This window comes from Ignatzschineria ureiclastica (assembly GCF_003121845.1).
Lineage (GTDB): Bacteria > Pseudomonadota > Gammaproteobacteria > Cardiobacteriales > Wohlfahrtiimonadaceae > Ignatzschineria > Ignatzschineria ureiclastica.
Genome location: NZ_QEWQ01000004.1, coordinates 472,443 through 497,043, shown reverse-complemented (window position 1 = coordinate 497,043; position 24,601 = coordinate 472,443). Strand labels below are relative to the sequence as shown.

Below are 24,601 nucleotides of genomic sequence, written 5' to 3'. Positions count from 1 at the left end.
CTAAGATTCTCACTATCGCAAAGAAAGGGGGAAGGTGAGAGACCATTATTATGAGTGATTATTACAAGCAAATGATATTCTAGAACAAGGGTATATAAAATGTTATTTAGATATATATTCAAGGAGTTAGTCGTCGCTAGAATGGAGTTTGCTATGGTTGTAAATAATAAAATGATCTACTCACTGATTGTTTGGGTTATATGAAATTGCCTAATGAAAGGCAAAGATCTTCAGAAGGTGAATCTATAACATACGATATCAAGGTCGCACTTTTTTGTGATGAATCGGACGCTTCTGAAAGAGGTGATTGTCTGTTCTTTGATTGTTATTGATCGTAGGGATCTATTTTTAATCATCTTTTCTAATTATCTTTTTTACTATCTATTCTACATTGTACTGCTTCATTCTAACAAATTATTGAAAAGAAGATCGGGATTAGTTGTGAGATTGCCGATATTATTGGATATAGATATCCATAGGAATAGCGATAGATAGTTATATTATGAGTATCTAGTTAATTTAGAGGGAAGTAAATACCGCAGAGCCTCTATTTACGATGTTTTGGTAGAGATCTTTTCAATGATCTCATCGACTAGAGATTCCGGCAATGAGAGTTCTAGTGGCACACGCCAAAGGTTTTCTCTTTTGAAATAAAGGCACTTGCTCGCATCTTTTTCGGTCATTAGAATCGGCGTTGTAATATCGGCTAAATCCGCTTCTGTCAGCGCATAATGATCAGGATAACTCCGAGTCGTAAATTGTAATCCTTTAGCTTCAAGCATTTGATAAAAATTTTCAGGGTGCGCAATGCCGGCAATAGCGGTAAAGGGGATTGTTTGCCATTCAGTAAAGGGAAGAAGTGCTTGAGAATGGAGCGATCTTGGATCTTGTAATGAAGCTTTAAGTTGGATAATGGGCGTATCCATCATCTCTTTTAAATGGTGAATAGTCTCTTCATCGGTACCATTTGCCCAAATATAATCAACGGTTTGTAGTCGTTCAAGCGGTTCTCGTAAAGGGCCCGCCGGCAGAAGATAGCCATTTCCGAATCCTTGTTTGCCAATAAGGGCAATTTCGATATCGCGTGCAAGTTGACGGTGCTGTAAGGCATCATCGCAGATAAAGCAGTCAATGTGTGGATTTTGTGCTAAAAGCGCTATTCCTGCTTCGTAGCGATTATGATAGATCGCCATCGGTGCTGCTGTTTTTTGATAGATCAGGTATGGCTCATCTCCCATTTCGAGCGCAGTAAGTTCAGTGGAAGCAAGGGTTAATGCTTTATGATTGCGACCAAATCCACGAGAGAGAATCGCAACCTTGATCCCCCGAGCTTGCAGAGCCTGCGTTAATGCAATGGTTGCCGGTGTTTTACCAGTTCCGCCCACATTGATATTGCCAATAACTATGGTAGGCTTCGGTAGTTTTTGTGCCTTGAGTGCTTTTTGTTGTAACGATCGATGAGAGATCAAACCATAGAGCTTTGATAAGGGCCAAAGTAAGCGCGCCGGCATTGCCCGCTTTTGCCAAAAGTTAGGCGTGTGTTGCTTTATTGCCATATTTTTGTTCGTAGAGATAGATTAATCCTTTGAAGATCAGCGTTTCATCGAAGCAGATATCGGTGTCTATGAGATCTCGATAATAATTCATATTACCGCCGGTAAAGAGTACTTGTTCAAGGGGCATTGTTTTACGCATTTCGGCCAATAATCCTTGAATCATATAGTAATGGCCATTGATCGTGCCGATACTCATCGATTCAAAAGTATTGTGGCCGAGCGGTTGCGGTAGGTAGCAATATTGCATTTCAGAGAGTAGTGCCGCTTGGGCGTAGAGTCCTTGTAAACTCGTTTGAATGCCAGGGGAGATCGTTGTTCCGATAAAATTGCCATCTTGAATCACAAAAATGGTAGTAGCGGTTCCAAGGGCGACAACGGCACAGTTTTTAAGTTGATAGCTTGCTTCTACGCCATAGAAATTAGCGACAAAATCCGCACCTAAGAGATTGAGATTAGGGAGTTTAAAACGACTCCAATCAACCGGCAGATCGTGCCGTAAACTTTCCACTGAAAGTTGCCAAAGCGCACCTATTGCCCGAATTGTTTCATTGAGCTTGGGCACCACTGAGACGTAGATAATTGCTTCGAGCTCTCTTACATCGAGTTGAGCATTCTCTAAGTCTGTGATAATCGCTTCCGGCGTTAGGTTTAGCGCATCTTGTGTGAAAGGCCGAATGAGGGGCGACAGCTCACGAGTCACCGTATCATAGAGGCGAAAATCCGCTGTTGTATTACCGATATCTACGAGCAGTAGTTTCATTATATAATGCGCTTTTCCAGTGAAATAAAGTCCTATATTATAACGTTTTTAGAGATAAATTCACGTGAATCCTATTTTTCAGCCATTATCTTGATTATGATCTAATTGCCGAAAAATAGTCGCCTAAGGAATAGAGATAATTATAGTAAATTTTTTTTAAGAAAAATGATTTTAAACAACACTTGCAAGATGCCGGATAGAATGGCTTCCTTACTTATTACAGTAGATGCGCCGGCATTTAAATAAGCTTATTTTAAACCGACAGTACTATATAGGGTCATTTATAGGACAATTATGAAAATATTATTACAGAGAGTCAGTGAAGCATCGGTTACAGTAGAGAATGAAGTGATTGGCGCAATTAATGCCGGCATTATGGCGTTAGTGGCGATTGAAGAAGAGGATGATCGGCAAGCGATAGAGAAGGGGATTACTAAGCTCTTAAAGTATCGCGTTTTTAGTGATGATGCCGGTAAAATGAATCTCTCTCTTTTAGATATTCAAGGGGAATTGTTACTTGTTTCCCAATTTACCTTAGCCGCTGAAACGAATAAAGGGCTTCGCCCAAGCTTCTCTAAAGCCGCAAAGCCTGAAGTGAGCGAAGCGTTATTTCAATATGCAGTGGATTTTGCCAAAACCCAATTAGCGATTGTAGAGACAGGCAAGTTCCGGGCAGATATGAAAGTCGCGCTTATTAATGACGGCCCGGTGACTTTTCTGTTAGAGATTTAGCAAATTTCTTGAGGGGTTCTTATTGATCCCCTTATTGAGTTTACTGTTGAGTTTATTATTGATTCTCTTGTTGAATCTCTTGCATCACTTCACTGAGCAGTTTAAAGGAGTGAAGTCGTTTTTCTCTATCATATACCATCCCGGCAAACATCAATTCCTCCACCTCAATCTCTTCTAAGAGCTCGGTAATATAGGCTTTAACATCTGTTTTATCGCCAACCGCAGAGAGCTTGAGCATTGAGGAGGCGTGGCGTTTCTCTAATGGATTCCAGAAGCTTTCAATATCCTCGATAGGCGGCGGTGTTAATCTGCGATCATCTCGGATTAAGAGGGTAAAGCTCTGTTGCATTGTGGTAAATAGATATTGTGCTTCTTCTCGTGAATCGGCGACAATGGCATTCATACAGAGCATTGCATAAGGTTTCTCTAAATATGGCGAAGGTCTAAATTGCTCGCGATAGATCCGTAATGCCTCTTTCATTTGCGCCGGTGCAAAGTGGCCGGCAAAAGCGTAGGGTAATCCCATATAAGCGGCAAGTTGTGCGCCAAATAGGCTAGAACCTAAAATCCAGATCGGCACATCTAAACCCATTCCCGGAATAGCGTGAATGCGTTGATTATCAACAGGATGAAAATAGGTGAGAAGTTCTGCAACCTCATTCGGAAATTGTTCTGCTCTACTGGGATCTCGGCGAAGGGCATAGGCGGTTGCTTGATCGGTTCCCGGTGCGCGTCCCAATCCTAAATCAATTCTTCCGGGATAGAGGCTCTCTAAGGTCCCAAAGGCTTCAGCGACCATTAAGGGTGCGTGATTAGGGAGCATAATACCACCAGCACCGACGCGAATCTTCGACGTTTTCTCAGCTAAATGACCGATGAGTACTGCCGTCGCTGAACTTGCGATATTGATCATATTATGATGTTCGGCTACCCAAAAGCGTGTATATCCTTGTTGCTCGCCCAATTGCGCTAAGGACACAGCCCGCTGAAAGGCATCCTTGGCTTTCTCTCCTTGATAGATATTGGCTAGATCTAAAATAGAATATTGCATCTGAATCTCCTTATATGATGAATCCCTCGATAATTAACCAATATGAGATCGACATATCAATTTATTAGTTGAATTAAAAGGGATCTATTTGAAATGGCAATAATAAGTGAATGGGGATTCAGATCAAGAAAACCAAGTATTCATTTTGATGCATAGCGGTCAGCTAAGAGTCATTTATAGTAATATCGGTTCAAAATAAGCTTATTTAAATGCCGGCGCATCGACTGTAATAAGTAAGGAAGCCATTCTATCCGGCATCTTGCAAGTGTTGTTTAAAATCATTTTTCTTAAACCAAATTTACTATAAGAGCCATCTAATAATCAGCACGTAGTGAGTTGTGGCATTAATACCACGTTTCCTGCATCTCTTCGATGAGTAACGAAAGTTGGCGATCATCAAAATAGAGCGGGCGGAAATTGAGTACAAAAGCTTTGATATCTTCAAATGAACCCTGTAATTCACAGCTCTCATCATTAGGCTCATATTGAAATGCGCCTTGTAGATCGGTCAATTCATTCTCAAGATAAAACTCAATAATATCCACCCAATTGTAGCCACTACTCTCCATTTCAAGTGCATCAAATACTTCAAAACGTTCGTGCGCCGGGAAAAAGAGACCAAAGTGATTTTCATCATATTGGATAATTTCAAAAGGATGAATACGTTGTAGATCTTCCATCAATAAAACCTCTGATTGTATGTTTGTGATAATTGATATTTAGAAAGCCATAAGGCGCGCAGTAGTGCATCATTTTAACGAAAGACGCTATTTTTAGGCTACTTTTATTCACAAAGAGGATTATAAAAATAAGTAGGATATTATTGATGTGGTTTTTTAGCAGATGTTTTCAGCTCTTTAATCACTAATTTAGCAATTTTTTCGATCTGTTTAAGATAAGTTTGCATTTTTTGTTGATCTTCTAATAATCTGATTTGCAACTCATCTTCGTGCCCCTCACTTTGACACTGTGCTCGCAGATCAATTGTATGCTCGATCTGTAAACAGTAATCTTCAATCGTAAAAATATGTTCCCGAATTAAATTGAGAGCATTATGTGAGGGATCCTGATGTGCCGCTTGATAGATTGCCCCATCAATCAAATTGAGTAGCGCTTGTTGTAATACGCCAAGCGAACCTAAATTCTCAATAATATCCAGATTAAGTGTTAATATTTTGAGAATAGAGATCGATTCAATGGGCTTAAGATGATAGACAGACATACGATGCTCGATTAATTCTTCAATATCGATCGTTTGTAGTGTTTGTAAGGTGTCCGCAATATATCTAGCTAAAATAGGAGCATCAAGGGCACTCGATTGCGCCGCAACCATCTCCTTAAATGAGGGGAAATGGCTAATCTCTTGATAAAGTGAAACAGTATCTTGGTCGCTTAATGTCTGTGTCATCATTATGCTCCTTCATCATCCTCGTTATTCTACCTCTATACACTCCCGTAAACTTCTAAAATAGAATGTTAATCCTTGATTATTTTAAAGTCTTCATCGGTGAGTACCACTATGGATTCTAGCGCAAATAAGTGGCAGTTTGTAACATAACTCAGGATCATCTGACTAAAGTCAGGTTATGATCAAACAAACTGCCTTATTGATAAGTAGAAAATTTAGGACTAACAAATGTAAGCAAATGAAGCAAGACATCATTTTGACTTGTAAATCAAAAAGATGATTCTTCTATCGGGCTTTCTCTATTCATTGTTTAGTACAATAGGTTAATGAATAGATTAATAACGAGATAAGCCTGTCTGATTATTTTCGTTCACTAGGTTTAATTAGGGCGAAATTGATATGACAGTAACCTTGTGGATTTTTAAGGAGATAATCTTGGTGAAAATCTTCCGCTGGCCAAAATGTTTTGAGGGGCTCTACCTCTACAGCAATCGGTGCAGCGTAAGCTTGTTGCTCTTGAGCGATAAACTGCTTAATCACAGGAAGATCTGCTTTATCGCTATAGTAGATACCGGTGCGATATTGTGTACCGATATCATTGCCTTGTTGATTGAGTGACAGCGGATCAATCATTCGAAAGAGGTGTTCTAAAATCTTCTCAAGCGCAATGACATTCGCGTCATAAACAATCTTCACCACTTCCGCGTGATCGGTTTCCATCGTACACACCGCTTCATAAGTCGGGTGATCAACAACCCCTTGCGCATAACCTACCTCTGTTGCTATAACCCCTTTAAGCTGCTGATAGTAAGCCTCAACACCCCAAAAACAACCGCCGGCAACGACAATCTCTCTAATGTCTTGTGTCTCTTCAGTCATCATCTATCTCCTTTTTATAATGTTTTTCTCAGGTTGATTGTGCCATAACTTACAATCTTCGACTATAGTCTTTATTCTGTTTCTTTATGTTGCAATTGTGAGAGATAAACGATGAGGTAAAGATCGGGGGATTGAGGGAGATTTTTAAAAAGATCTATAAAATTATTAGGGATTACTCATATTAATTACTCATATTAATTACCTATTGATGATCTATTTGTGACCTATTTTTATTGGATATATAACTCATTTTATTAAAGAATTATAAAAATATTTTTCATAATTTAAATCTGTAATATTTCTGTCACATATGATTGTTATTCTTCGATTTTAGAAAGAACCTCTATTATTCTTGAAGGATGATTATCAAAATGCAGTTAAAAAAAACCGTACTCGCCACATTAACGTATATCTCTCTTTTAAATCTTACGCCTGCGATTGCCGCACCTAAATATACTGAAGAGGCAACAGGTTTAATTACAGGTATTACGACTTTAAACAATAGCGAGCAAGGCAAGAAAATTCTTACACAGAACCTTGCAAAGAGCCTTGAAATTAACAAAAATTCAACGAAAGCCGAACAACAGCAAGCGCTTTATGACAATACATTAATCGGTTTAATAGGCTCTATTGATAATGGGTTGATTGTGGCGGATGCTCTTGGAGGTAAGATGAAAGAGGTATTTTTTGAGAATACTTCGATAAAAATAGATCCTACAACGTACCAAAATGTGGGGAAATCTTTTTCTCCAAGTTTTAAATCTCTCTTTACTCAAGTCAATTCAATTGTGAGTAGTGATAATGATTTTGCTAAACATTTCTTTGCGACAGGTGAAATTGAAGGAAAGCCGTATTTAAATTTAGCGCTTCCAGAAGGCGGCATTTTTGGGGTTTATGATGAAGCTTACAAAGATCAAATAGCCAATGGTGGTCATCCCAATGGTGTAGGAAATGCAAGACCTGCGCAAGTTTCTCCTGATAGTATTGTCATTTTTGAAGGTACAGATTTCTTTGGTAAGCCTGCCTCATCAGATAAGGATGCGTTAGCGACAATTCAAGATAGTCCCGCTTATCCTAGTGGTCATTCGGCATTAGGTTTCTCTTCGACATTACTTTTTGCTCAAATGGTGCCGGAGCAGTATCAAGAGTTTATGGCTCGTGGTTCAGAATTTGGGAATAGTCGTGCAGTATTAGGGGTGCATTATACGCTTGATATTATGGGTGCACGAATTATGACAACTTATGCTGTTGCACAAATGCTCAATAATAATCCTGATTATACCAATCAGGAAATTAAAGGGATGCTCGGCAATAGTATAACAACTACCGGCAACTTTCAGACCTTATTGGCGGATGCTCAGAAAGATCTGCGGTCAATGTTAGAGCAAGGTTGTCAAATGAGTATCGCTGATTGTAAAAAAACAGCACCGAAAAAATCAAAAGAAGAACGAGCTAAAGAGCGTCAGGATTATTTAGATCGTTTAACTTATGGTTTAGATCCTATTGGAGATACAACATTAGAAGCAGTAGTGCCTGAAGGTGCGGAAGTACTAATTGCAACTCGTTATCCTTATTTAGATAAAGCGCAACGCCGAGAAATTCTTCGTACAACGATGATTGAATCAGGGCACGCATTAGATGATGGCAGTGGTTGGGCGCGTCTTAATCTCTATGATGCCGCCGGTGGTTATGGTTCTCTTGAGAGCGATGTTGTAGTGAATATGGATGCTTCTCAAGGTGGGTTGAATGCCTATGATGAGTGGAATAATGATATTAAAGGTACAGGTTCACTTGAGAAAAAAGGCACAGGGGTGCTTGAATTATCAGGGGATAGCAGCTATACAGGCTTAACCACTGTCAGTGGGGGAGCATTGATTGTTTCAGGTTCTTTAGCTTCGGATGTGTTAGTTAAACCGCTTGCGATTTTCCAAGGTAGCGGTATGGTGGGTAGTGTAACGGTAGAAAAAGAGGCCATTATTGCCAATAGTAGCGAAGGTGCTTTAACCGTGAATGGAGATCTATCTTTAAATGGCGCGACTTATCTTGTGACAGTCAATGCCCCTGAAAATAGTAGAGGAAAGAGTACTGAAGATCGTACTGTAACTAATTCTCAAGGGATTATTGTTAAAGGCAACGTTCTATTACAAGATGCCACATTGTCAGTCGTTGCATCTCAAGATCAAATCGGAACATTAATGGGTCAGAAACAGCAGATTTTAACGGCCAACAATATCACTGGTGATTTTACTATTGAAAATCAGTATCTGCTGGTCGATAGCCTCATTGAGAAAAGTAATAGCGGGTTAGATTTAACCTTAACGCGTAACCAAAATGCTTTAGGAAATTATGCGCTCAATCAAAATGGTCAAGCAGTCGCCACTGCGTTAGAGAGTATGCCATTGGATAGTCCGCTTTATAATCATTTCTTAGCCTCAACTAATGCCGCAACTGTGGGACAAGAATTAGGGCAATTATCCGGACAAGTCTATGCAGATATCGTGTCATCAACTATGGAAGAGAGTCATCTACTTCGTGATCAATTACAATTACGCCTTAATGATCGGATTGATGAAGTGCGTAATGAAAAACTCACCAATCTGTGGGGGAGCGCTTATGGTAATTGGGGGAAAGTGAAAGATCGCGATAATCTAGTGGGCTTTAAACGAGATACTCAAGGGCTTTTAATCGGGCTTGATACAGGAATGCAGAACAATATGATTCTTGGTTTTGCTGCGGGTTATAGCAAGAGCAAAATGAAGTGGGATCATCGTCCTAATGTAGATCAAGATAACTATCAATTAGCGGTCTATGGAGCTACGAATTGGGATCGGTGGAAACTATCGGGAGGATTAAGCTATGCTTGGCACAGAGCGGATGTTGATCGAGCAGTGACACTTGGAACTTTATCAGAGCAACATAGTGATAAATTTAAATTGGAAACAATGCAAATTTTTGCTGATTTAGGATATCAAATCCCGGTAGCGAGCAGTAGTACATTAGAGCCTTTTGTAAACTTAGCGTATGTCAATGTGAAGAATAAAGACTTAACTGAATCAGGTATCACAGGTCTTGATGTGAAAAGTAAAAATCATCACTACTTTGCTTCTACTCTAGGGCTTCGTTTGAATAGTCATATTGGTGGCGATAATAGTGCCTTACAATTTGCAGGAACGCTAGGTTGGAGACAACAATTTGGTAACCTTGATCGTGAAGTAGATCTGCGTTTCCAAAATAGTGCAGCAAGTTTTAAAACAATGAGTGTACCTGCTTCAAGAAGTGGTGCAGTGATTCAAGCAGCTCTCTCTTATCAGATGAATCAACGCAGTGAAATTAGCTTTGGTTATCAAGGACTCATTTCCAAAAATGCCCATGATCATAGTGTTAACTTAGGAATCAATATTGATTTATAAGATGGAAGCATCAGAAAAGTGATCAAAAGCGTAGTGTAATAATCAAGGTCATTAAGATGACTAAGGCGATCTTATCTAAGATAAGATCGCTTTTTTGATTCTCTAGGGAGAGGTTGTTCATTCGTTTTTACGCATATAGTTATATAGTAAATTTGGTTTAAGAAAACATAAAACCTGACTCACCAACACTTGCAAGATGCCGGATAGAACAGCTTCCTTGCTTGTTACAACTGATGCGCCGGCATTTCAATAAGCTTATTTTAAACCGATCTTACTATAAATAGCTATTGTAGGATTTTAAAAGCAGATAAAACCTGACTCACCAACACTTACAAGATGCTGGATAGAACAGCTTCCTTGCCTCGATCAGCTGATGCACCGGCATTTGAATAAGCGTATTTTGAGCCGATATGACTATATTTTATCAATCTAAAAAAAATCCCGCACAATGTACGGGATTTGATAGTGATGATTGTCTATTGAGACCAAGAATTAATTGGCAACGATATTGACTAAGCGATTAGGGACAACGATAACACGACGAATTTCACCTTCGATGAATTTCTGTGCATTTTCATTGGCAAGTGCTGCTTTTTCAATCTCTTCCTTAGAAGCAGATGCCGGTACAACGACTTCACCGCGGAGGCGACCATTGACTTGTACCATATATTTCACTTCATCAGAGATCAGTGCTGATTCATCCACAAGAGGTAGTGCATGATCTAGAATATTGTCACCAAATAAAGTTGACCAAATAGTATGAACAATATGAGGCACAATCGGACTCAATAGGCGAAGCATAATAGAGAAGCCTTCACGTTTCACAGCCGCTTCATCCGGTGAATCTTTCAATTTCGTAAGGACATTGAGCATAATCATATTCGCAGAGATGACCGTATTGAAATGGAAGCGCTCATAATCGTAGAGGGCTTTTTTCAATTCCTGATGAATTTCTCGGCGAGCATCTTTGGCGGCTTTATCACTGATTTTACTAGCATCAAGCGTATGATCTTTGAGGATTGCTTGATTCTCATAAGCAAAGTTCCAAACTCGGCGAAGGAAACGGTCAGCTCCTTCAAGGCCTGACGTTGACCATTCAAGCGTTTGCTCGGGTGGTGAGGTAAACATCATAAAGAGACGGGAAACATCAGCGCCATACGATTTAACGATTGCCTCAGGATCAACCCCATTATTCTTCGATTTCCCCATTTTGAGAATACCGTAGTAAGTGACAGGTTCACCATCTTTTTTGAGGATGTAGCTCTTCTCACCATTCTTATCGATCACTTCAAGATCATTGATATTGAACCATTCATAACCTTTACTTGTATGACGATAGAAAGCGGGAGAAACCACCATTCCTTGAGTGAGTAGTGCCTTAAAAGGTTCAGGGCCAACTTTTTCAGGATTACCTAAAACACCCTCATTACGCATCAATTTATGGAAGAAACGGGAGTAGAGTAGATGTAAAATCGCATGTTCTACACCGCCGATATATTGATCTACCGGCAACCACGCTTCAGCGGCCTTAGGATCAACCATTCCTTCATTGAAATGACTTGATGCAAAACGGGCATAATACCAAGAGGATTCTACGAAAGTATCCATTGTATCGGTTTCACGTTCGGCATCACCACCACATTGCGGACAAGCAACTTTCTTGAAGGAATCGAGTTTATTCAGTGGGTTACCGCTGCCATCAGGAATACAATCTGTTGGTAATACAACCGGTAGATCTTGCTCAGGAACGGGGACTTCACCACAGCTTGGGCAATTGATGATTGGAATAGGGCAACCCCAATAACGTTGACGAGAAATCCCCCAGTCCCGTAAGCGATATTGTGTTTTAGGTTTACCTAAACCTTTGGCTTCAAGTGCATCTCCAATTTTTTTGAAAGCTTCTTCAAAATTAAGACCAGTAAATTCACCAGAATTAATTAAAGTTCCATGTTCACCGAGAGAATCGTGCCAAGTATCTAGGTTATGATCACCATCATTAGGCTCAACGACCATTTTGATAGGAAGATTGTATTTGTGAGCAAAACCAAAATCTCGGGCATCATGTGCCGGAACGGCCATTACAGCGCCATCGCCGTAGGACATTAGTACATAGTTGGCGACCCAAATTGGAACTTCTTCACCGGTTAATGGATGTTTAGCAAATTCGCCTGTTGCCATTCCTTTGGCTTCTTGAGTGGCAAAATCGGCTTCACTGGTGCCCGTTTTTTGACACGCTTTGATAAACTCAGCAAGTTCAGGATTATTTTCCGCTGCTTTTGCTGCAATCGGATGTTCAGGAGCAACCGCGACATAAGTAACGCCCATTAATGTATCAGGGCGCGTTGTAAAGACATTAAATTGCCCATCTTGATGGAGGAATGTGACTTCCATACCTTGAGATTTACCGATCCAGTTGGCTTGCATCGTGCGTACTTGCTCAGGCCAATCTTCGAGTAATTGAAGATCTTCCAATAACTCTTCGGCATAATCGGTAATTTTGAAGTAGTACATCGGGATTTCTCGGCGTTCAACTAACGCATCTGAGCGCCAGCCACGACCATCGATGACCTGTTCATTTGCCAATACTGTTTGATCTACGGGATCCCAGTTAACCATCCCTTTTTTACGATAGATCACCCCTTTTTTATAGAGTTGAAGGAAGAACCATTGTTCCCAACCATAGTACTCAGGGTCACAAGTTGCAAACTCTCGAGACCAATCAAAACCGAATCCGAGCTCTTTAAATTGTTTGCGCATATAGACGATATTTTTATGCGTCCAATCGTGTGGAGAGACTTTATTGTCAATCGCCGCATTTTCTGCAGGCATACCAAAGGCATCCCAACCAATGGGTTGCATTACATTGTAGCCACTCATTTTTTTATAACGAGTAATCACATCCCCGATAGTATAGTTACGCACATGTCCCATATGCAGTCGACCTGAAGGGTAAGGGAACATTGAGAGGCAGTAATAATTAGGTTTGTCAGTATGATTTTCTACTTTGAAAGAAGCATTCGCTTCCCAAAATGCTTGAGCGGCTGCTTCGATTTGGGCAGCTTCGTAGGTTGGTTTCATCCTATAAAATCCTTTTGTTTCTCTTCAGAAATTGAATCAAAAAATTACGTTATAAATTGTGATTGTGTCTATATTGTTATGATAATTTGTCTGCATTAATAATGCCTAATCAATGATATCCTAATAAATGATTAATAAGGAATATTAATAATGTGTATGAATAACATATCGTATTATTAAGAGTTGATTAGATCCTATTTTCAAAGATTCAATCTTGAAGATCAAACCTTCAGATGGGCATAGGTCAAACTTTTATAAACTTACTTTATTAAGATCACTTTAAACTTCGCTAGTATACACTAACTTAGTCTGAAATTGTCCTCTTAGGAAGAGAGATTTATAACAAATGTACATCGTCTTTCTTCGAATGTTGTTATAATGGCAGACTTGCTTTATGTCATCGAAACTGTAGGAATATTCATATTATGTCAAGTCAACCCACATTGGTCGTTGAAAATATCCATAAGTCATTTGGAGATCGGGAGATTTTAAAAGGAATCTCGCTCACCTTAAATAAAGGCGATGTCGTCTCAATGTTAGGGGCTTCAGGATCTGGAAAGAGTACCTTTTTGCGTTGTATCAATCTATTAGAGAATCCTGATCAAGGTGAAATTACGCTCAATGGTGAGAAATTGATCCTAGTTCCTAGTGATAAAGGTTTAGTGGCAAAAGATCAAAAAGCATTACAGAAAATGCGAACAGAATTGGGTATGGTATTTCAAAACTTCAATCTTTGGGGTCATATGACGGTGCTTGAGAATATGATCGAAGCGCCTGTTCATGTCTTAGGATTATCGAAGAAAGAGGCAAAAGCACGAGCGCTGAAATTGCTCGAAAAAGTGGGGATGAGTGAACGGGTGAATGACTATCCTATCTCTTTATCGGGTGGGCAGCAGCAACGTGTGGCGATTGCGAGAGCGCTTGCTATGGAACCGAGTGTGATTCTCTTTGATGAACCTACATCGGCATTAGACCCTGAGTTAGTGCATGAAGTGTTGACAGTCATGCAGGATTTAGCGAAAGAGGGGATGACGATGATTGTGGTAACTCATGAGATGGATTTTGCCCGTAATGTCTCTAATCGAGTTGTCTTTTTCCATGAAGGGCGTATTGAAGAAGAGGGGGATCCTCATGAGCTCTTTACGAATCCACAATCAGAGCGGTTTAAACAATTTATTCAACATTACAATGGATGATTTCTTCCCCTAACTTTTATGCTAATAGTTGTTAGCGAAGATAAAATCAATGATATATTAAAGAAGCGCTCTCTTGGCGCTTTTTTTATTCGGCTTTGTTTATGAGAGCTTTGTGATTACAAAATTAGATTGAGTGTTAATAAAGTAGCAAAATAAGTAGCAACGATGAATCTATCACTTCATAGCGCTATCGATTGAAAAGGATAATCAATGAAAAGAGTATGGGATATTGCTGAAAACTTGAATGATACAACCCAAAGTGAGCTGAATCAGCAGGGGAAAGGGGAGATTGAACTTTTGAAGCTTCCCACAAAGCCCCATTTCTCGGATATGGTTTATCTTGATTATGCTGCGACAACGCCGGTAGATCCTGCGGTGATTGAGACGATGGTCAATGCAATGGAACGCCATTGGGCCAATATCAGTAGCCCGCATGAATTAGGTGCAATGACAACGCAATATGTGCAAGAAGCGTTAGAAGAGATTGCTCGTCATTTTAATGTCACTCGAGAAGAGATTACGATTACAAGCGGTGCAACAGAATCGATTAATCAAGCACTCAAAGGCGTATTACAGGCGCAAAAAAAACGGGAAATCATCACCACGACTATCGAGCATAAAGCGACGATTAATACAGTTCAAAGTTTGATGAAGATGGGTTATAAGGGGCATTTTATTGCGCCTAATAGCGAAGGGACGATTACCGCGGAGATGATTGAATCTGCGATTAATGAAGAGACTGCGCTTATTTCTCTTATTTGGGTCAATAATGAAACGGGTGATAAATTGCCGGTAGAAGCTATTGCTAAAATGGCTCGGAAATATAAGATTCCCATTCATATCGATGCAACTCAAGCCGCTCCTCATTTTCAATTTGATGCTTCTCAATTTGACCTTGTCAGTCTGTCGGCTCATAAATGCTATGGTCCTAAAAATATTGGATTACTCTATCGCCGAGCATTCCCAAAATTACCGATGCAACATTTGATGGATGGTAGCGGTGGACAAATGCTGCGTGCCGGCACAATGCCGAATGAGGGTGTTTTAGGATTTGCAAAAGCGTTATCTTTGATTGCGGCGAATTGGCGTGATGAACGTCATCGTTTAGTGCGGTTAGAGGGCTTACTACTTCGTCAATTACTGCCTCTTGGCGTTGAGGTGAATAGTGCTTCAATTGTTCGGAAAGATTCACAAGATGATCAGCAAATGGGGCAGCAAAGCAGCCAACAAAGCAATCGGGAGAGAGATAAAACACTCACTGATATTATCAATTCAGAGCCACAATTTGCCGATATTAAATCAGGTATAAAGGTTAAGGCAGAGCGGGAGCCAGGCGTTTTAAATCTCTATCTTCCGGATGTTCATGCCGATACTTTATTGGCCTTAGTGCCGAAGTTAGCGCTTGCAAAAGGCTCGGCTTGTAATAGTGACAGTACTTTACCCTCTTACGTATTAACAGAGACGGGCTATGATGAACGCCGGGCATTCTCGTCAATTCGTGTGAGTGTGGGGCGCTATACGACGGAAGAAGAGATCCTCTACGCCGGTGAATTATTGCGAACGGCCATTGAATTTATTCAAAGTATTGCTAAAGGTCGGCAAACCAATTGGTATGGGGAATATAATATTTATGATCCTTATATCGAATCATTATTGTCGCCCACTTTTATTGCGCATGATTTTAAGGAAGAAGATTTTGATGATTCAACGCATCTCATCACGATTGAAAAACCCTATTTTTCTCTATCATTATATGGTGTTTTAGAGCGCAGTAGCATCGCAGATGGGGCAGTATTTCGCTTCAGAGAACTCTCCGCTAAGGCTTATGGTGCGCCATACTATCTTGCGCTTTTCCAAACACTCATTACAAGTTTGCGAGAAGAGATGATTACAACGCATTTTAAGTTAGAGCAACTGATAGACCAAAAAACGCCGGCAGAATATTTAAGGGATACCATCTATATCGAAAGAGCGTTACAAACTTTTTTACAAGATCTGCAATAGGCGATAATTAATAGGATTGAGGCCAATTTAGAGAGAAGTGAATAGAAGCCTAAATGACAGTGCATTATTCAATAATCGCATTGAATTATCAATATATTTAAATAGTTGTAGCTTAAAGTATATTCTTTATAGTGTTAGAATAGATCCTTATGAATCAATTTGTATGGTTTTTTAATAGATATATAGAATGAAAGTTCAGCGAGGTCCGCTATGTTATTTTTTCTCTTCCTCTTTTTTGTAGTCGGTGTTGGTTTACGTCATTTTTTAGATGATCGTGCCGTTGTGATTGCATCAGTCGCTATTGCGATCTGTTGGATGTTTGCTTTTAATATCGGTTGGGCGATTGTGACGCTCATAGAGCTATTAGTAGGGGCATTTTTAATTGGTCCGCCAGTACTCACTTATTGGAAAAATAGACGCTAATTCTTCATTGAGTATTCAATTTTATTAAAGGAATGGATCATGCGACGATTATTACAACGAGTGAGTTTATTGTTACTCTGTGCCTGTAGTTTTGGGGCAGTGACTTGGGCTTCTGACTATATTCTTGCAACGGAGGCGAAGGTTTATGAGGGCTATATCCGTAAAGTTTGTGGGGAAGTAGCAACAGTTGATGTCACTGAAGAAGCGATATATCTCAATTTTGTACAACCCTATCCGAAGGAACCTTTTTATGGTTTTATTTGGCGAGAAGATCTAGCAGATATCGGTTCACTTGAGTGGGCACAATCATTAGCAAAACAGGAAGTCTGCCTCACAGGTCATATTGATAGTTATGAAAATGTCCCCTTGATGATTATTACCGACCGAGATCAAGTTGAAGTGATTGATCTTTAAGCTCTGATTTTGGTATTTTAGCTTCATCTATCGAATTTTTTAAGCATATTTATTGAATGATAAGATCCCCGATATTGTCCATATTGGGGATTTTTTTCGATAACAAGAATGTAATGTGGACTATTTCGCTACTGTTGTTTCGTATAGTTCTATTGGGTAATGGTCAAGATTGACTAAAAAGAGTGTAATAATGCCAACTTTCATTAAAAAGTTGATATTTGATCCTTAGTGACTGATGTTTTAGATCAATATCACTTTTATTTATTCATCATTTATTGCATGCCTTTGGGTGAGAAGATCTTATGTTGAACCGTCGTCATTTTCTTAAAACAGCTTTAGCTTCCTCTTTATTACTGCAATTTCCGGCATTGGTCTTTGCTAAAGAGCAATCATTTTTAATGGAAGCTTTTGGTGATCTTCCTAAGCCTCAAACGATAGAGCGAATTCTAAGTGCGGGCCCTGTTGCTGATATTTTACTGCTCTCTTTAACACCGAATAAGCTGATCGGATTGGCATCCCTTAATCTCTCTTCAAAGCAGAAGCATTTTCTACCTGAAAGAATTCAAAATCTACCCTCAACGGGCAGATTAGCGGGCAGAGGATCGACAGCCCCTCTTGAGAAAATTATGGCCTCAAAGCCTGATCTGATTGTGGATATCGGTACGGTATCGCCGAGCTATATTGGCGTTGCAGAGCGTGTTCATCAGCAAACTCAGATCCCTTATCTACTTGCAAATGGGCAATTTTCAGATACAGCAGAGCAGTTACGGACATTAGGACGCGTTTTAGGCGTTGAAGCGCATGGGGCGCTATTAGCAGACTACGCCGAGGGAGTATTGCAACAAACGCATAATATTGTCTCAAAGAGCAATCAGGGGGAGATAAAAGTTTACTCAGCTCGTGGTGCTGATGGACTTGAAACTGGATTAAAAGGATCTATTCACACCGAGGTCATTGAATGGATTGGTGCGACAAATGTTGCTGAAGTGGCTGGTGAAAAGATGATGACTCGGGTGTCTTTAGAGCAATTGATGTTATGGCAACCCGATGTGATTCTGATTATGGATGCAAATTTTTATCAAACGATTCAGACAAATCCTATTTGGCAACGTTTAAAAGCAGTGAAAGAGAAGCGTTACTATTGGGTACCGAATCTACCTTTTGGCTGGTTAGATATGCCACCGGGTATGAATCGTCTATTAGGCGCTTCGTGGCTTGCCTCGCTATTAGTGCCGGAACGTTATTCTTTAGAGATGGCAAAAAAAGCGATTATTGAGTATTTTGCCCTTTTTTATCAATACTATTTGAGTGAAGATGAATTAAAAAAAATAACTGCAGGGCCTCAATAATGCGTCTTTGGTTAGCACCTATTTTTTTGGTCATCATGTTTTTGATTTCCATTTCTGTTGGACAGTATTCCATTTCGATCGCAGAATTGTGGCACTCTTTAACGAATATTGCACAAGGTCATGATTTAACAGATCACGATATTGTACTTTGGCATATTCGGATGCCGCGGATGTTAACAGCGATGGTTGTGGGAAGCGCGCTAGCCATTGCTGGTGCGACCTATCAAGGTATGTTTCGTAATCCGCTAGTCTCCCCTGATATTCTCGGTGTTTCTGCGGGTTCAGGATTAGGAGCCGTAACGGCCATTTACTTTGGCTTTTCGGTGGTTGGGATTCAAGTAGTAGCATTTCTATTTGGCTTAGCAACGGTAGCGCTTGTCTATCTTATTTCACAAATGGTACGACGGTTAGATCCTATTTTAGCCTTAGTGCTCTCAGGGATTGCTATATCTGCTTTACTAGGTGCCGGGATTTCACTTGTGAAGTTGCTCTCAGATCCTTATAGCCAATTAACACTCATTACTTTCTGGCTAATGGGATCTTTGACAATGGCAACCTTGGAAGATCTCTATATTGTTGTTCCGCTCTTTATTATCAGTTTTATGCCACTTTTCTTACTTCGCTGGCGGATGAATCTTCTGAGTTTAGATGATGAAGAGGTATTAGCGCTCGGCGTAAATGTTCAATATCTTCGTTTAATCTTTATTTTATCAGCGACATTAATGACATCGGCTGTGGTTTCAATTAGTGGTGTCATTGGTTGGATTGGGCTTGTGATTCCTCATATTGCAAGGCTTTGGGTCGGACCTGATTTTCGTCGATTGCTTCCGACGGCACTCTTTATGGGGGCAGGATTTCTACTCTTAACCGATACGCTTGCGCGCACTATTTTCCCCATTGAGATGCCCTTGAGTATTTTAACGGCCTTTATTGGTGCGCCTTTCTTTATTGGGCTATTACTCAAAGGAGGCGCACATTAATGAGTAGGGGCGTGGCATCTATTATTGAATTGCAGAATGTAAGTTTAGGCTATGGCCGCAAAAAGGTTGCCTCAAACTTGTCTTTGCAATTTTATCCTAATGAGATTGTTTCGCTCTTAGGGGCAAATGGTTGTGGCAAAACTACGCTCTTAAAAACAATTATGGGCATTATTCCAATATTAGGAGGCGAGATCTCAATTGCAGGGAAATTGCAATCAAAGTGGTCTCGTAAGGGATTGGCCAAAATGGTGGGATATGTTCCACAAGCGCAAAACAACTACTTTCCATTTACCTCGGAAGCTATCATTTTAATGGGACGAACCGCTTCTTTACATTGGGCAGGAACGCCAAAAGCAGAAGATATGGAAGCGGTAACGAGAGTGATGAAGCAATTAGAAATCGAGTATTTAGCAGGTAAGCTCTATCCGCAATTAAGTGGTGGTGAAAAACAGTTGATTCTGATTGCTAGAGCCTTAGTACAAGCGCCGAAGATACTGATTATGGATGAACCCACATCAAGCCTTGATTATGGTAATCAGCTTCGAGTCTTAGAGCAGATTAGTCGATTGAAGCAGGAAGGAATGACAATTTTAATGACAACTCATCAACCTGAGCATGCAGTTCGAGTTGCTGATCGTCTGCTGCTCTTTCATCAAGGTCAAATTATCGCAGATGGTGCAAGTGATCAGGTTTTAACAACCCATAATCTTGCGACAATTTATCGTCTACCCGAAGAGATTATTAGAAAGAACCTAGAGGGTATTTTACTGTGATGTCACGATCTGCTTAGAAGTGATATTAGATAAAACGACATTAGATAAAATGATATGTCCTTGATATGTATGTAAGAGAGAGACAAGGGATAAGAGAGAGGAGAATAATAATGAAAAGAGATTTAACAACTATTTTTGATATTGATTTTGGTGAACTCTACCGTTCCCATGCCAATGAATCTATCAGGCAACCTAAGTTGCCGGAAGATTGGGATCAAAAAGCGAACCGTATGCGTACCGGTGGTGGCTGCGTCAATGCAGATTATATTTCGGCATTTTTAGCGAGGATGGATTTAGAGGGTGTAGAGACAGCTCTTGATATCGGTTGTGGTGGCGGCACGATTGCTCTTGCGATTGCACCGATGATCAAGAAAGTTTATGCCTTAGATTATAGCCCAAAGATGTTAGAAGTAGTCGATGAGAGGGCCTCGGAACTTGGTATTACCAATTATGAGACGATCTTAAAATCGTGGGATGAGGATTGGTCTGAGATTCCTGAATGCGACATCTGTATCTCTTCTCGTTCTTCTATGGTGGCAGATTTAGAAGATGCGCTTGCAAAACTCAATGCAAAGGCGAAAAAGGCGGTCTATATGACGATGACTGTCGAAAAGGATTTTGTAAATCGCGATATTCTGCGAGCCATTGGTCGGGATAGTGTCGGCTTTCCCACCTATATCTATGCGGTCAATCTACTCTACCAACAAGGTTATCAAGTGTCGGTGGATTTCATTGAAGCCAATCATCAAGTTAGTCGTCAGACTATCGAGAATGTAGAAGATTTTATTCAAGCGGTCACCTGGTCAATTGGGGATTTAACGGCCGATGAAGTTGAGAAGTTAACCCAATATTATGATGATTTTGGGCATACATTGCCTACGGTTTATCACGCAAATCGTCCCTGGGCTTTCTTAAAGTGGCGAACAGATCGAAAGCGAGGCTCAGATGTGAGAAAACCTTAAAAGCGTACCGGAGATGTACCTGATCATTTTATAAAAATGATTCATAAAACCCATTTCATAGAACCTATTTCATAAGACTTATTGCATCAGATTATAACGATTCAATAATTTATTAATAATCTACATCAATGACCCGATAAAAGAAGCTCTTTTAGTCCGGGAGAGGCTTTTATTGTCCATTTTTAAGTAAAACAGTAACGACTATTTATCAACGAAAAGGAGAACTATGTTCATCAAACAAAATAATCAGGCATTCACAAGCACAATGCCTCAACCGAAAAAAACAGCTCTTGCCGTACTATGCGCGTTATTTCCACTATTATCTGTAGGGTTTGCACAAGGCGTTGATCGTATTGATCAGTTAGAATCGGAAGAATCAGTGACTAAGATTAGTAATGAAAAGGGTGATCAGTCCGGTTCATCAAAAGATATTGATTCTAACCAAGTTTTCACATTGGGAACCGTGTTAGTCAAAGGTTCTATGGAAAAAAACTTATTGGAATCTTCAGATTTTTTTGAGAGTTATATTAGTAAAGAAACCATTGATCTATTTGAGGCAAAAGATGTAGGACAAGCATTAGCCTATACGCCGGGTGTCTATTATGATGCGCCGATTGGTGCTTCGGGGAGAAGGGCGGCGAACCGTTACGAGCCGAGTGTTTCCGTGCGGGGCTATGGATTGCGCTATGTGCCGGTATTTGTCGATGGTATTCCTGTCTATATTCCTTACGATGGTTACTCTGATATGAGCCGTTTCTCAACGTCGGATATCTCTTCTATTGAGGTTGCTAAGGGCTATAGCTCTGTGATGTATGGTCACAATACATTAGGCGGTGCGATTAATATTGTGACACTAAAACCTCGCTCTGAATTGGATATTTCAGGGGTTGTAGGTGCCGGGGAAGGTCAAACTCATGAAGTGGGGCTGAATGTCGGAACCTTACAGGAGAAATGGTATGCTTCAGCGAGTATCTCTGAGCGGGATCGCCATTCTACAAAGTTAGCTGAAAATTATGTAGGTAAAGATGCTTTAGATCGAGAAGTGGATTCTGATAAATATCTCTATCGCACCAAAGATCGCCGTATTAGTATGAAATTAGGTTGGACACCGGTAGAAGGGGATGAATATGTCTTGAGTTACTCAAAACAGACAGCGAAGAAGCATCCTGGTAGTCCTGATGATAATGGGATTATTCCTACCAACTGGATTTGGCCGAAGTGGGATCGTCAAACAATTTCGTTTGTCTCAAACACATGGCTCTTTGAAGATCAGCTCTATATCAAGCCGCGCGTCTATTATGATACATTCAAAAATACGTTACTCAATTTTAGACCGAATCAATCAAGTAAATATGATGATAAGGCATTTGGTGCATCGGTAGAGGCTGGAACAACGGCGATTGATCGACACTTAGTGAAATTGATGTTGAGTTATAAACGAGAAACTCATAAATCGATCGATGAGAATTTATTAACTTCTCACACGACAAGTTCAGAAGCAACACAGAAATTCTATTCTGTTGCGCTTGAAGATAATATTACGATTAATGATCAATGGGAAGCTCAGTTAGGGGTTATTTATACTCGTCGTACCGCTGATGCTAATGGTATTGGTAAAAATACCGAAGCATTATTAGCGCAATATCCACAAGCGGGTAGTATGCTGTCGCCTTCTATTCATACAACGGATTATCAAGCGGCGCTTTTCTATAAACCGAACGATGTAGATATTTTCCGTTTTGCAATTGGCCGTAAGACCCGTTTCCCAAGCTTTAAAGAATCTTATTCTAACTATGGGGATAATGAGAAAAAGTGTCCTAAAGGTGAAACATACTGTATTCCTGGTCAACTTTATCCAAGTATTGCTTTACAAAATCCTGGTTTGAAACCTGAGAGTGCACTCAATATTGAATTAGGCTATTCCGGGATGCCGTTAGATAATCTTCACTTTGATGCTTCTCTATTTTATAGCCAATCGAAGGATGCGATTCAACGTAGTGATGATGATTGGTCTATCTTCCCAGGATATGCAGTCACTCAAAATATCAATCTTCCCGGGAAAGTGATCCGTAAAGGGATTGAATTAGGGCTTGATTATGATGTGAATCAGTATTTACGGGTAGGGGGTAGTTATACTTACCTGCATGTCAAAAATAAAGATCATAATGAGATCAAAATTACAGATATTCCCAAAAACTTTGGTTATGCTTACGCGACAATTAAGCCTGTTGATTGGCTTGAAATTACACCTTCGGTGACAGCAAGAAGTACTAGTTATGCTGACAGTAAAGGACTTACGAAAAACCGGGGATATGCAACTTACAACCTGAAGTTTTCTGTACGTCCGCCACAATGGAGAGGCATGACATTCAATGCCGGCGCTGAGAATATCTTTAATAAGAACTATGCATCGTATAATTCAACCTATCCTTCAGCGGGGCGCTATCTCTATATGAATATGCGTTATGATTTCTATTAATAGTTGGTTGTGATAAGCAGATTTATATCATTCTTACGGTATTGATCAGTATAAAGTGATAAAGGATAGTCTCCTAATCAATGGTGACTATCCTTTTTTATGTTCCCTATGTTTTCCATGTGACCTATGCACCGGCATTTAATGCTGCTTATTTTGAACTGATCTTACTATATTTTTTATAGATCAAAATGATAGTGGTGTAATGTCTACTTTAATATCTAAAGGTTTTGCATAATAAGGAGCTGTTGTAACGATGCCTTCAATATCGGCTTCGATATACTCGGTAATATTTTGTAGATTAATACCGCCGGCGGCGAGAATACGCAGTGTAGGGTGCTTAGATTTAAGGGAATAACTCGCTTCTTTAAGGGCTTTCGGTGTCAATTTGTCAAATTGAATAATATCGGCGCCCATTGCAATAAAACGTTCCGCTTCTTCTACGGTATCTGCTTCCATAACAATATGTTTTTCACAAGTCAGATGTTTAATCTCTTGGATTTTATTGGCAAGTGACTGGTCATTTGGAAAGAATGCACGATGTTGCTTAAAGATCAAAATCGTTTCAGATAACCCTAACCGGTGGGGAACGGCACCGCCGGCCATGATGGCATTAATCGCTAACAGTTTAGTGCCGGGGATATTCTTGCGAGTGGTCAGAAGCGCAATAGGCTTAGGGGATTGCCGGCAAATATGTGCCATTTTTGCTGTATAACTTGCAATACCACAACTATAATCAAGTACATTTTGTCCAATTTTCCAAACTGTATGAATCGCTTCGGCAGAGCCCTCGCCGGAGATCAATAATCCATTCGGGGTAATAAATTCCCCATTTTGTTGATACTCTATAGGGGTAATTTGACATTGTTGAAACATCTTTAGAATGACATCAATACCGGCAATGACACCTGATTCCCGAGAACGATACTCGATGCGCGCACGTTGCTTTGAGATGCCCAATAGAGAAGATGTAAGGTCAATGTAAGGAAGATCTTCGTGAATGAGTCGATCAACGAATTCGGTACTGATAAACATGTTTACTCCCATAATAGTAGTGGTGTATCTACAAAAAATGCAGATATTAACCGTAGATATGTACCATTATTTAACCTGAAGATTACTCAATCAATAGTTATAGTGGGTAATTGAC

19 protein-coding genes are annotated in these 24,601 nt (G+C 40.0%); 11 read left to right on the top strand and 8 right to left on the bottom strand.

Features of this window, described 5'->3' with window-relative positions; all coding sequences use genetic code 11:
- Window positions 1-551: 551 nt before the first annotated feature.
- Together lpxK and DC083_RS07640 are read right to left on the bottom strand one after the other, a co-directional pair.
- The gene (lpxK, locus tag DC083_RS07645) at window positions 552-1,556 is read right to left on the bottom strand and encodes a tetraacyldisaccharide 4'-kinase (protein WP_109189615.1); all 1,005 of its coding nucleotides are present in this window, start codon (window positions 1,554-1,556) and stop codon (window positions 552-554) included.
- Window positions 1,531-2,316, bottom strand: a complete 786-nt coding sequence (locus DC083_RS07640; RefSeq protein WP_109189614.1) for a type III pantothenate kinase — start codon at window positions 2,314-2,316, stop codon at window positions 1,531-1,533. Before DC083_RS07640 ends, lpxK begins: the two co-directional genes overlap by 26 nt.
- A 294-nt stretch (window positions 2,317-2,610) precedes the next feature.
- On the opposite strand from DC083_RS07640, the gene dtd reads away from it, so the two are divergent.
- Entirely contained in the window at window positions 2,611-3,048 is a 438-nt protein-coding gene (gene dtd, locus DC083_RS07635; protein WP_109189613.1) for a D-aminoacyl-tRNA deacylase, read from the top strand.
- A 55-nt stretch (window positions 3,049-3,103) separates the two neighbouring features.
- Here the strand turns inward: dtd and DC083_RS07630 are convergent, their stop codons facing one another.
- The 4 genes from DC083_RS07630 to msrA form a co-directional block, all read right to left on the bottom strand.
- Window positions 3,104-4,099 (bottom strand): LLM class flavin-dependent oxidoreductase, encoded by a 996-nt coding sequence (locus DC083_RS07630; RefSeq protein ID WP_109189612.1) that lies wholly within the window; start codon window positions 4,097-4,099, stop codon window positions 3,104-3,106.
- 344 nt (window positions 4,100-4,443) lie between these two features.
- The gene (locus tag DC083_RS07625; protein ID WP_109189611.1) at window positions 4,444-4,779 is read right to left on the bottom strand and encodes a hypothetical protein; all 336 of its coding nucleotides are present in this window, start codon (window positions 4,777-4,779) and stop codon (window positions 4,444-4,446) included.
- A 140-nt stretch (window positions 4,780-4,919) separates the two neighbouring features.
- Complete coding sequence (locus DC083_RS07620; protein ID WP_133243362.1) at window positions 4,920-5,510, bottom strand: hypothetical protein; 591 nt, start codon at window positions 5,508-5,510, stop codon at window positions 4,920-4,922.
- Window positions 5,511-5,867: 357 nt separating this feature from the next.
- Window positions 5,868-6,389 (bottom strand): peptide-methionine (S)-S-oxide reductase MsrA, encoded by a 522-nt coding sequence (gene msrA / locus DC083_RS07615; RefSeq protein ID WP_229822306.1) that lies wholly within the window; start codon window positions 6,387-6,389, stop codon window positions 5,868-5,870.
- A 368-nt stretch (window positions 6,390-6,757) separates the two neighbouring features.
- Between msrA and DC083_RS07610 the strand changes: the two genes are divergently transcribed.
- The gene (locus tag DC083_RS07610) at window positions 6,758-9,796 is read left to right on the top strand and encodes an autotransporter domain-containing protein (RefSeq protein ID WP_189364549.1); all 3,039 of its coding nucleotides are present in this window, start codon (window positions 6,758-6,760) and stop codon (window positions 9,794-9,796) included.
- Window positions 9,797-10,288: 492 nt separating this feature from the next.
- On the opposite strand, the gene leuS is transcribed toward DC083_RS07610, so the two are convergent.
- Window positions 10,289-12,874 carry a leucine--tRNA ligase gene (gene leuS, locus DC083_RS07605; RefSeq protein WP_109189608.1) on the bottom strand — a complete coding sequence of 862 codons (2,586 nt, stop codon included), beginning with the start codon at window positions 12,872-12,874 and terminating at the stop codon, window positions 10,289-10,291.
- Window positions 12,875-13,299: 425 nt separating this feature from the next.
- Here leuS and DC083_RS07600 point away from each other — a divergent pair, with 425 nt between their 5' ends.
- From DC083_RS07600 to DC083_RS07560, 9 genes are all read left to right on the top strand, one after another.
- Window positions 13,300-14,070 carry an ABC transporter ATP-binding protein gene (locus DC083_RS07600; protein WP_109189607.1) on the top strand — a complete coding sequence of 257 codons (771 nt, stop codon included), beginning with the start codon at window positions 13,300-13,302 and terminating at the stop codon, window positions 14,068-14,070.
- A 210-nt stretch (window positions 14,071-14,280) separates the two neighbouring features.
- On the top strand, window positions 14,281-16,074 hold the full coding sequence (locus tag DC083_RS07595; RefSeq protein ID WP_109189606.1) for a cysteine desulfurase family protein: 1,794 nt from the start codon (window positions 14,281-14,283) through the stop codon (window positions 16,072-16,074).
- A gap of 210 nt (window positions 16,075-16,284) precedes the next feature.
- A complete protein-coding gene (locus DC083_RS07590; protein WP_109189605.1) occupies window positions 16,285-16,497 on the top strand; it encodes a hypothetical protein in 213 nt (70 codons plus the stop codon).
- Between the two features lie 39 nt (window positions 16,498-16,536).
- Window positions 16,537-16,911: a hypothetical protein gene (locus tag DC083_RS07585; protein ID WP_109189604.1), complete on the top strand. Its 375-nt coding sequence runs from the start codon at window positions 16,537-16,539 to the stop codon at window positions 16,909-16,911.
- Between the two features lie 302 nt (window positions 16,912-17,213).
- Window positions 17,214-18,260: an iron ABC transporter substrate-binding protein gene (locus DC083_RS07580; RefSeq protein ID WP_109189603.1), complete on the top strand. Its 1,047-nt coding sequence runs from the start codon at window positions 17,214-17,216 to the stop codon at window positions 18,258-18,260.
- Window positions 18,260-19,240 carry a FecCD family ABC transporter permease gene (locus DC083_RS07575; protein WP_109189602.1) on the top strand — a complete coding sequence of 327 codons (981 nt, stop codon included), beginning with the start codon at window positions 18,260-18,262 and terminating at the stop codon, window positions 19,238-19,240. The genes DC083_RS07580 and DC083_RS07575 overlap by 1 nt, the downstream gene beginning before the upstream one ends.
- The gene (locus DC083_RS07570; protein WP_109189601.1) at window positions 19,240-20,013 is read left to right on the top strand and encodes an ABC transporter ATP-binding protein; all 774 of its coding nucleotides are present in this window, start codon (window positions 19,240-19,242) and stop codon (window positions 20,011-20,013) included. The genes DC083_RS07575 and DC083_RS07570 overlap by 1 nt, the downstream gene beginning before the upstream one ends.
- Before the next feature lie 110 nt (window positions 20,014-20,123).
- Window positions 20,124-20,975 carry a class I SAM-dependent methyltransferase gene (locus DC083_RS07565; RefSeq protein ID WP_109189600.1) on the top strand — a complete coding sequence of 284 codons (852 nt, stop codon included), beginning with the start codon at window positions 20,124-20,126 and terminating at the stop codon, window positions 20,973-20,975.
- Window positions 20,976-21,201: 226 nt separating this feature from the next.
- Entirely contained in the window at window positions 21,202-23,454 is a 2,253-nt protein-coding gene (locus tag DC083_RS07560) for a TonB-dependent receptor plug domain-containing protein (RefSeq protein WP_229822311.1), read from the top strand.
- 183 nt (window positions 23,455-23,637) lie between these two features.
- On the opposite strand, the gene modD is transcribed toward DC083_RS07560, so the two are convergent.
- Window positions 23,638-24,486 (bottom strand): ModD protein, encoded by an 849-nt coding sequence (gene modD / locus DC083_RS07555; RefSeq protein WP_109189599.1) that lies wholly within the window; start codon window positions 24,484-24,486, stop codon window positions 23,638-23,640.
- Window positions 24,487-24,601: the final 115 nt, after the last annotated feature.

Coding starts and splice junctions, on each gene's coding strand:
- DC083_RS07600 (WP_109189607.1), top strand. CDS start 13,300: ATGTCAAGTCAACCCACATTGGTCGTTGAAAATATCCATAAGTCATTT.
- DC083_RS07620 (WP_133243362.1), bottom strand. CDS start 5,510: ATGATGACACAGACATTAAGCGACCAAGATACTGTTTCACTTTATCAA.
- DC083_RS07595 (WP_109189606.1), top strand. CDS start 14,281: ATGAAAAGAGTATGGGATATTGCTGAAAACTTGAATGATACAACCCAA.
- DC083_RS07630 (WP_109189612.1), bottom strand. CDS start 4,099: ATGCAATATTCTATTTTAGATCTAGCCAATATCTATCAAGGAGAGAAA.
- DC083_RS07560 (WP_229822311.1), top strand. CDS start 21,202: ATGTTCATCAAACAAAATAATCAGGCATTCACAAGCACAATGCCTCAA.
- msrA (WP_229822306.1), bottom strand. CDS start 6,389: ATGATGACTGAAGAGACACAAGACATTAGAGAGATTGTCGTTGCCGGC.
- DC083_RS07580 (WP_109189603.1), top strand. CDS start 17,214: ATGTTGAACCGTCGTCATTTTCTTAAAACAGCTTTAGCTTCCTCTTTA.
- dtd (WP_109189613.1), top strand. CDS start 2,611: ATGAAAATATTATTACAGAGAGTCAGTGAAGCATCGGTTACAGTAGAG.
- DC083_RS07610 (WP_189364549.1), top strand. CDS start 6,758: ATGCAGTTAAAAAAAACCGTACTCGCCACATTAACGTATATCTCTCTT.
- modD (WP_109189599.1), bottom strand. CDS start 24,486: ATGTTTATCAGTACCGAATTCGTTGATCGACTCATTCACGAAGATCTT.
- DC083_RS07575 (WP_109189602.1), top strand. CDS start 18,260: ATGCGTCTTTGGTTAGCACCTATTTTTTTGGTCATCATGTTTTTGATT.
- DC083_RS07625 (WP_109189611.1), bottom strand. CDS start 4,779: ATGGAAGATCTACAACGTATTCATCCTTTTGAAATTATCCAATATGAT.
- DC083_RS07585 (WP_109189604.1), top strand. CDS start 16,537: ATGCGACGATTATTACAACGAGTGAGTTTATTGTTACTCTGTGCCTGT.
- DC083_RS07565 (WP_109189600.1), top strand. CDS start 20,124: ATGAAAAGAGATTTAACAACTATTTTTGATATTGATTTTGGTGAACTC.
- leuS (WP_109189608.1), bottom strand. CDS start 12,874: ATGAAACCAACCTACGAAGCTGCCCAAATCGAAGCAGCCGCTCAAGCA.
- lpxK (WP_109189615.1), bottom strand. CDS start 1,556: ATGGCAATAAAGCAACACACGCCTAACTTTTGGCAAAAGCGGGCAATG.
- DC083_RS07570 (WP_109189601.1), top strand. CDS start 19,240: ATGAGTAGGGGCGTGGCATCTATTATTGAATTGCAGAATGTAAGTTTA.
- DC083_RS07640 (WP_109189614.1), bottom strand. CDS start 2,316: ATGAAACTACTGCTCGTAGATATCGGTAATACAACAGCGGATTTTCGC.
- DC083_RS07590 (WP_109189605.1), top strand. CDS start 16,285: ATGTTATTTTTTCTCTTCCTCTTTTTTGTAGTCGGTGTTGGTTTACGT.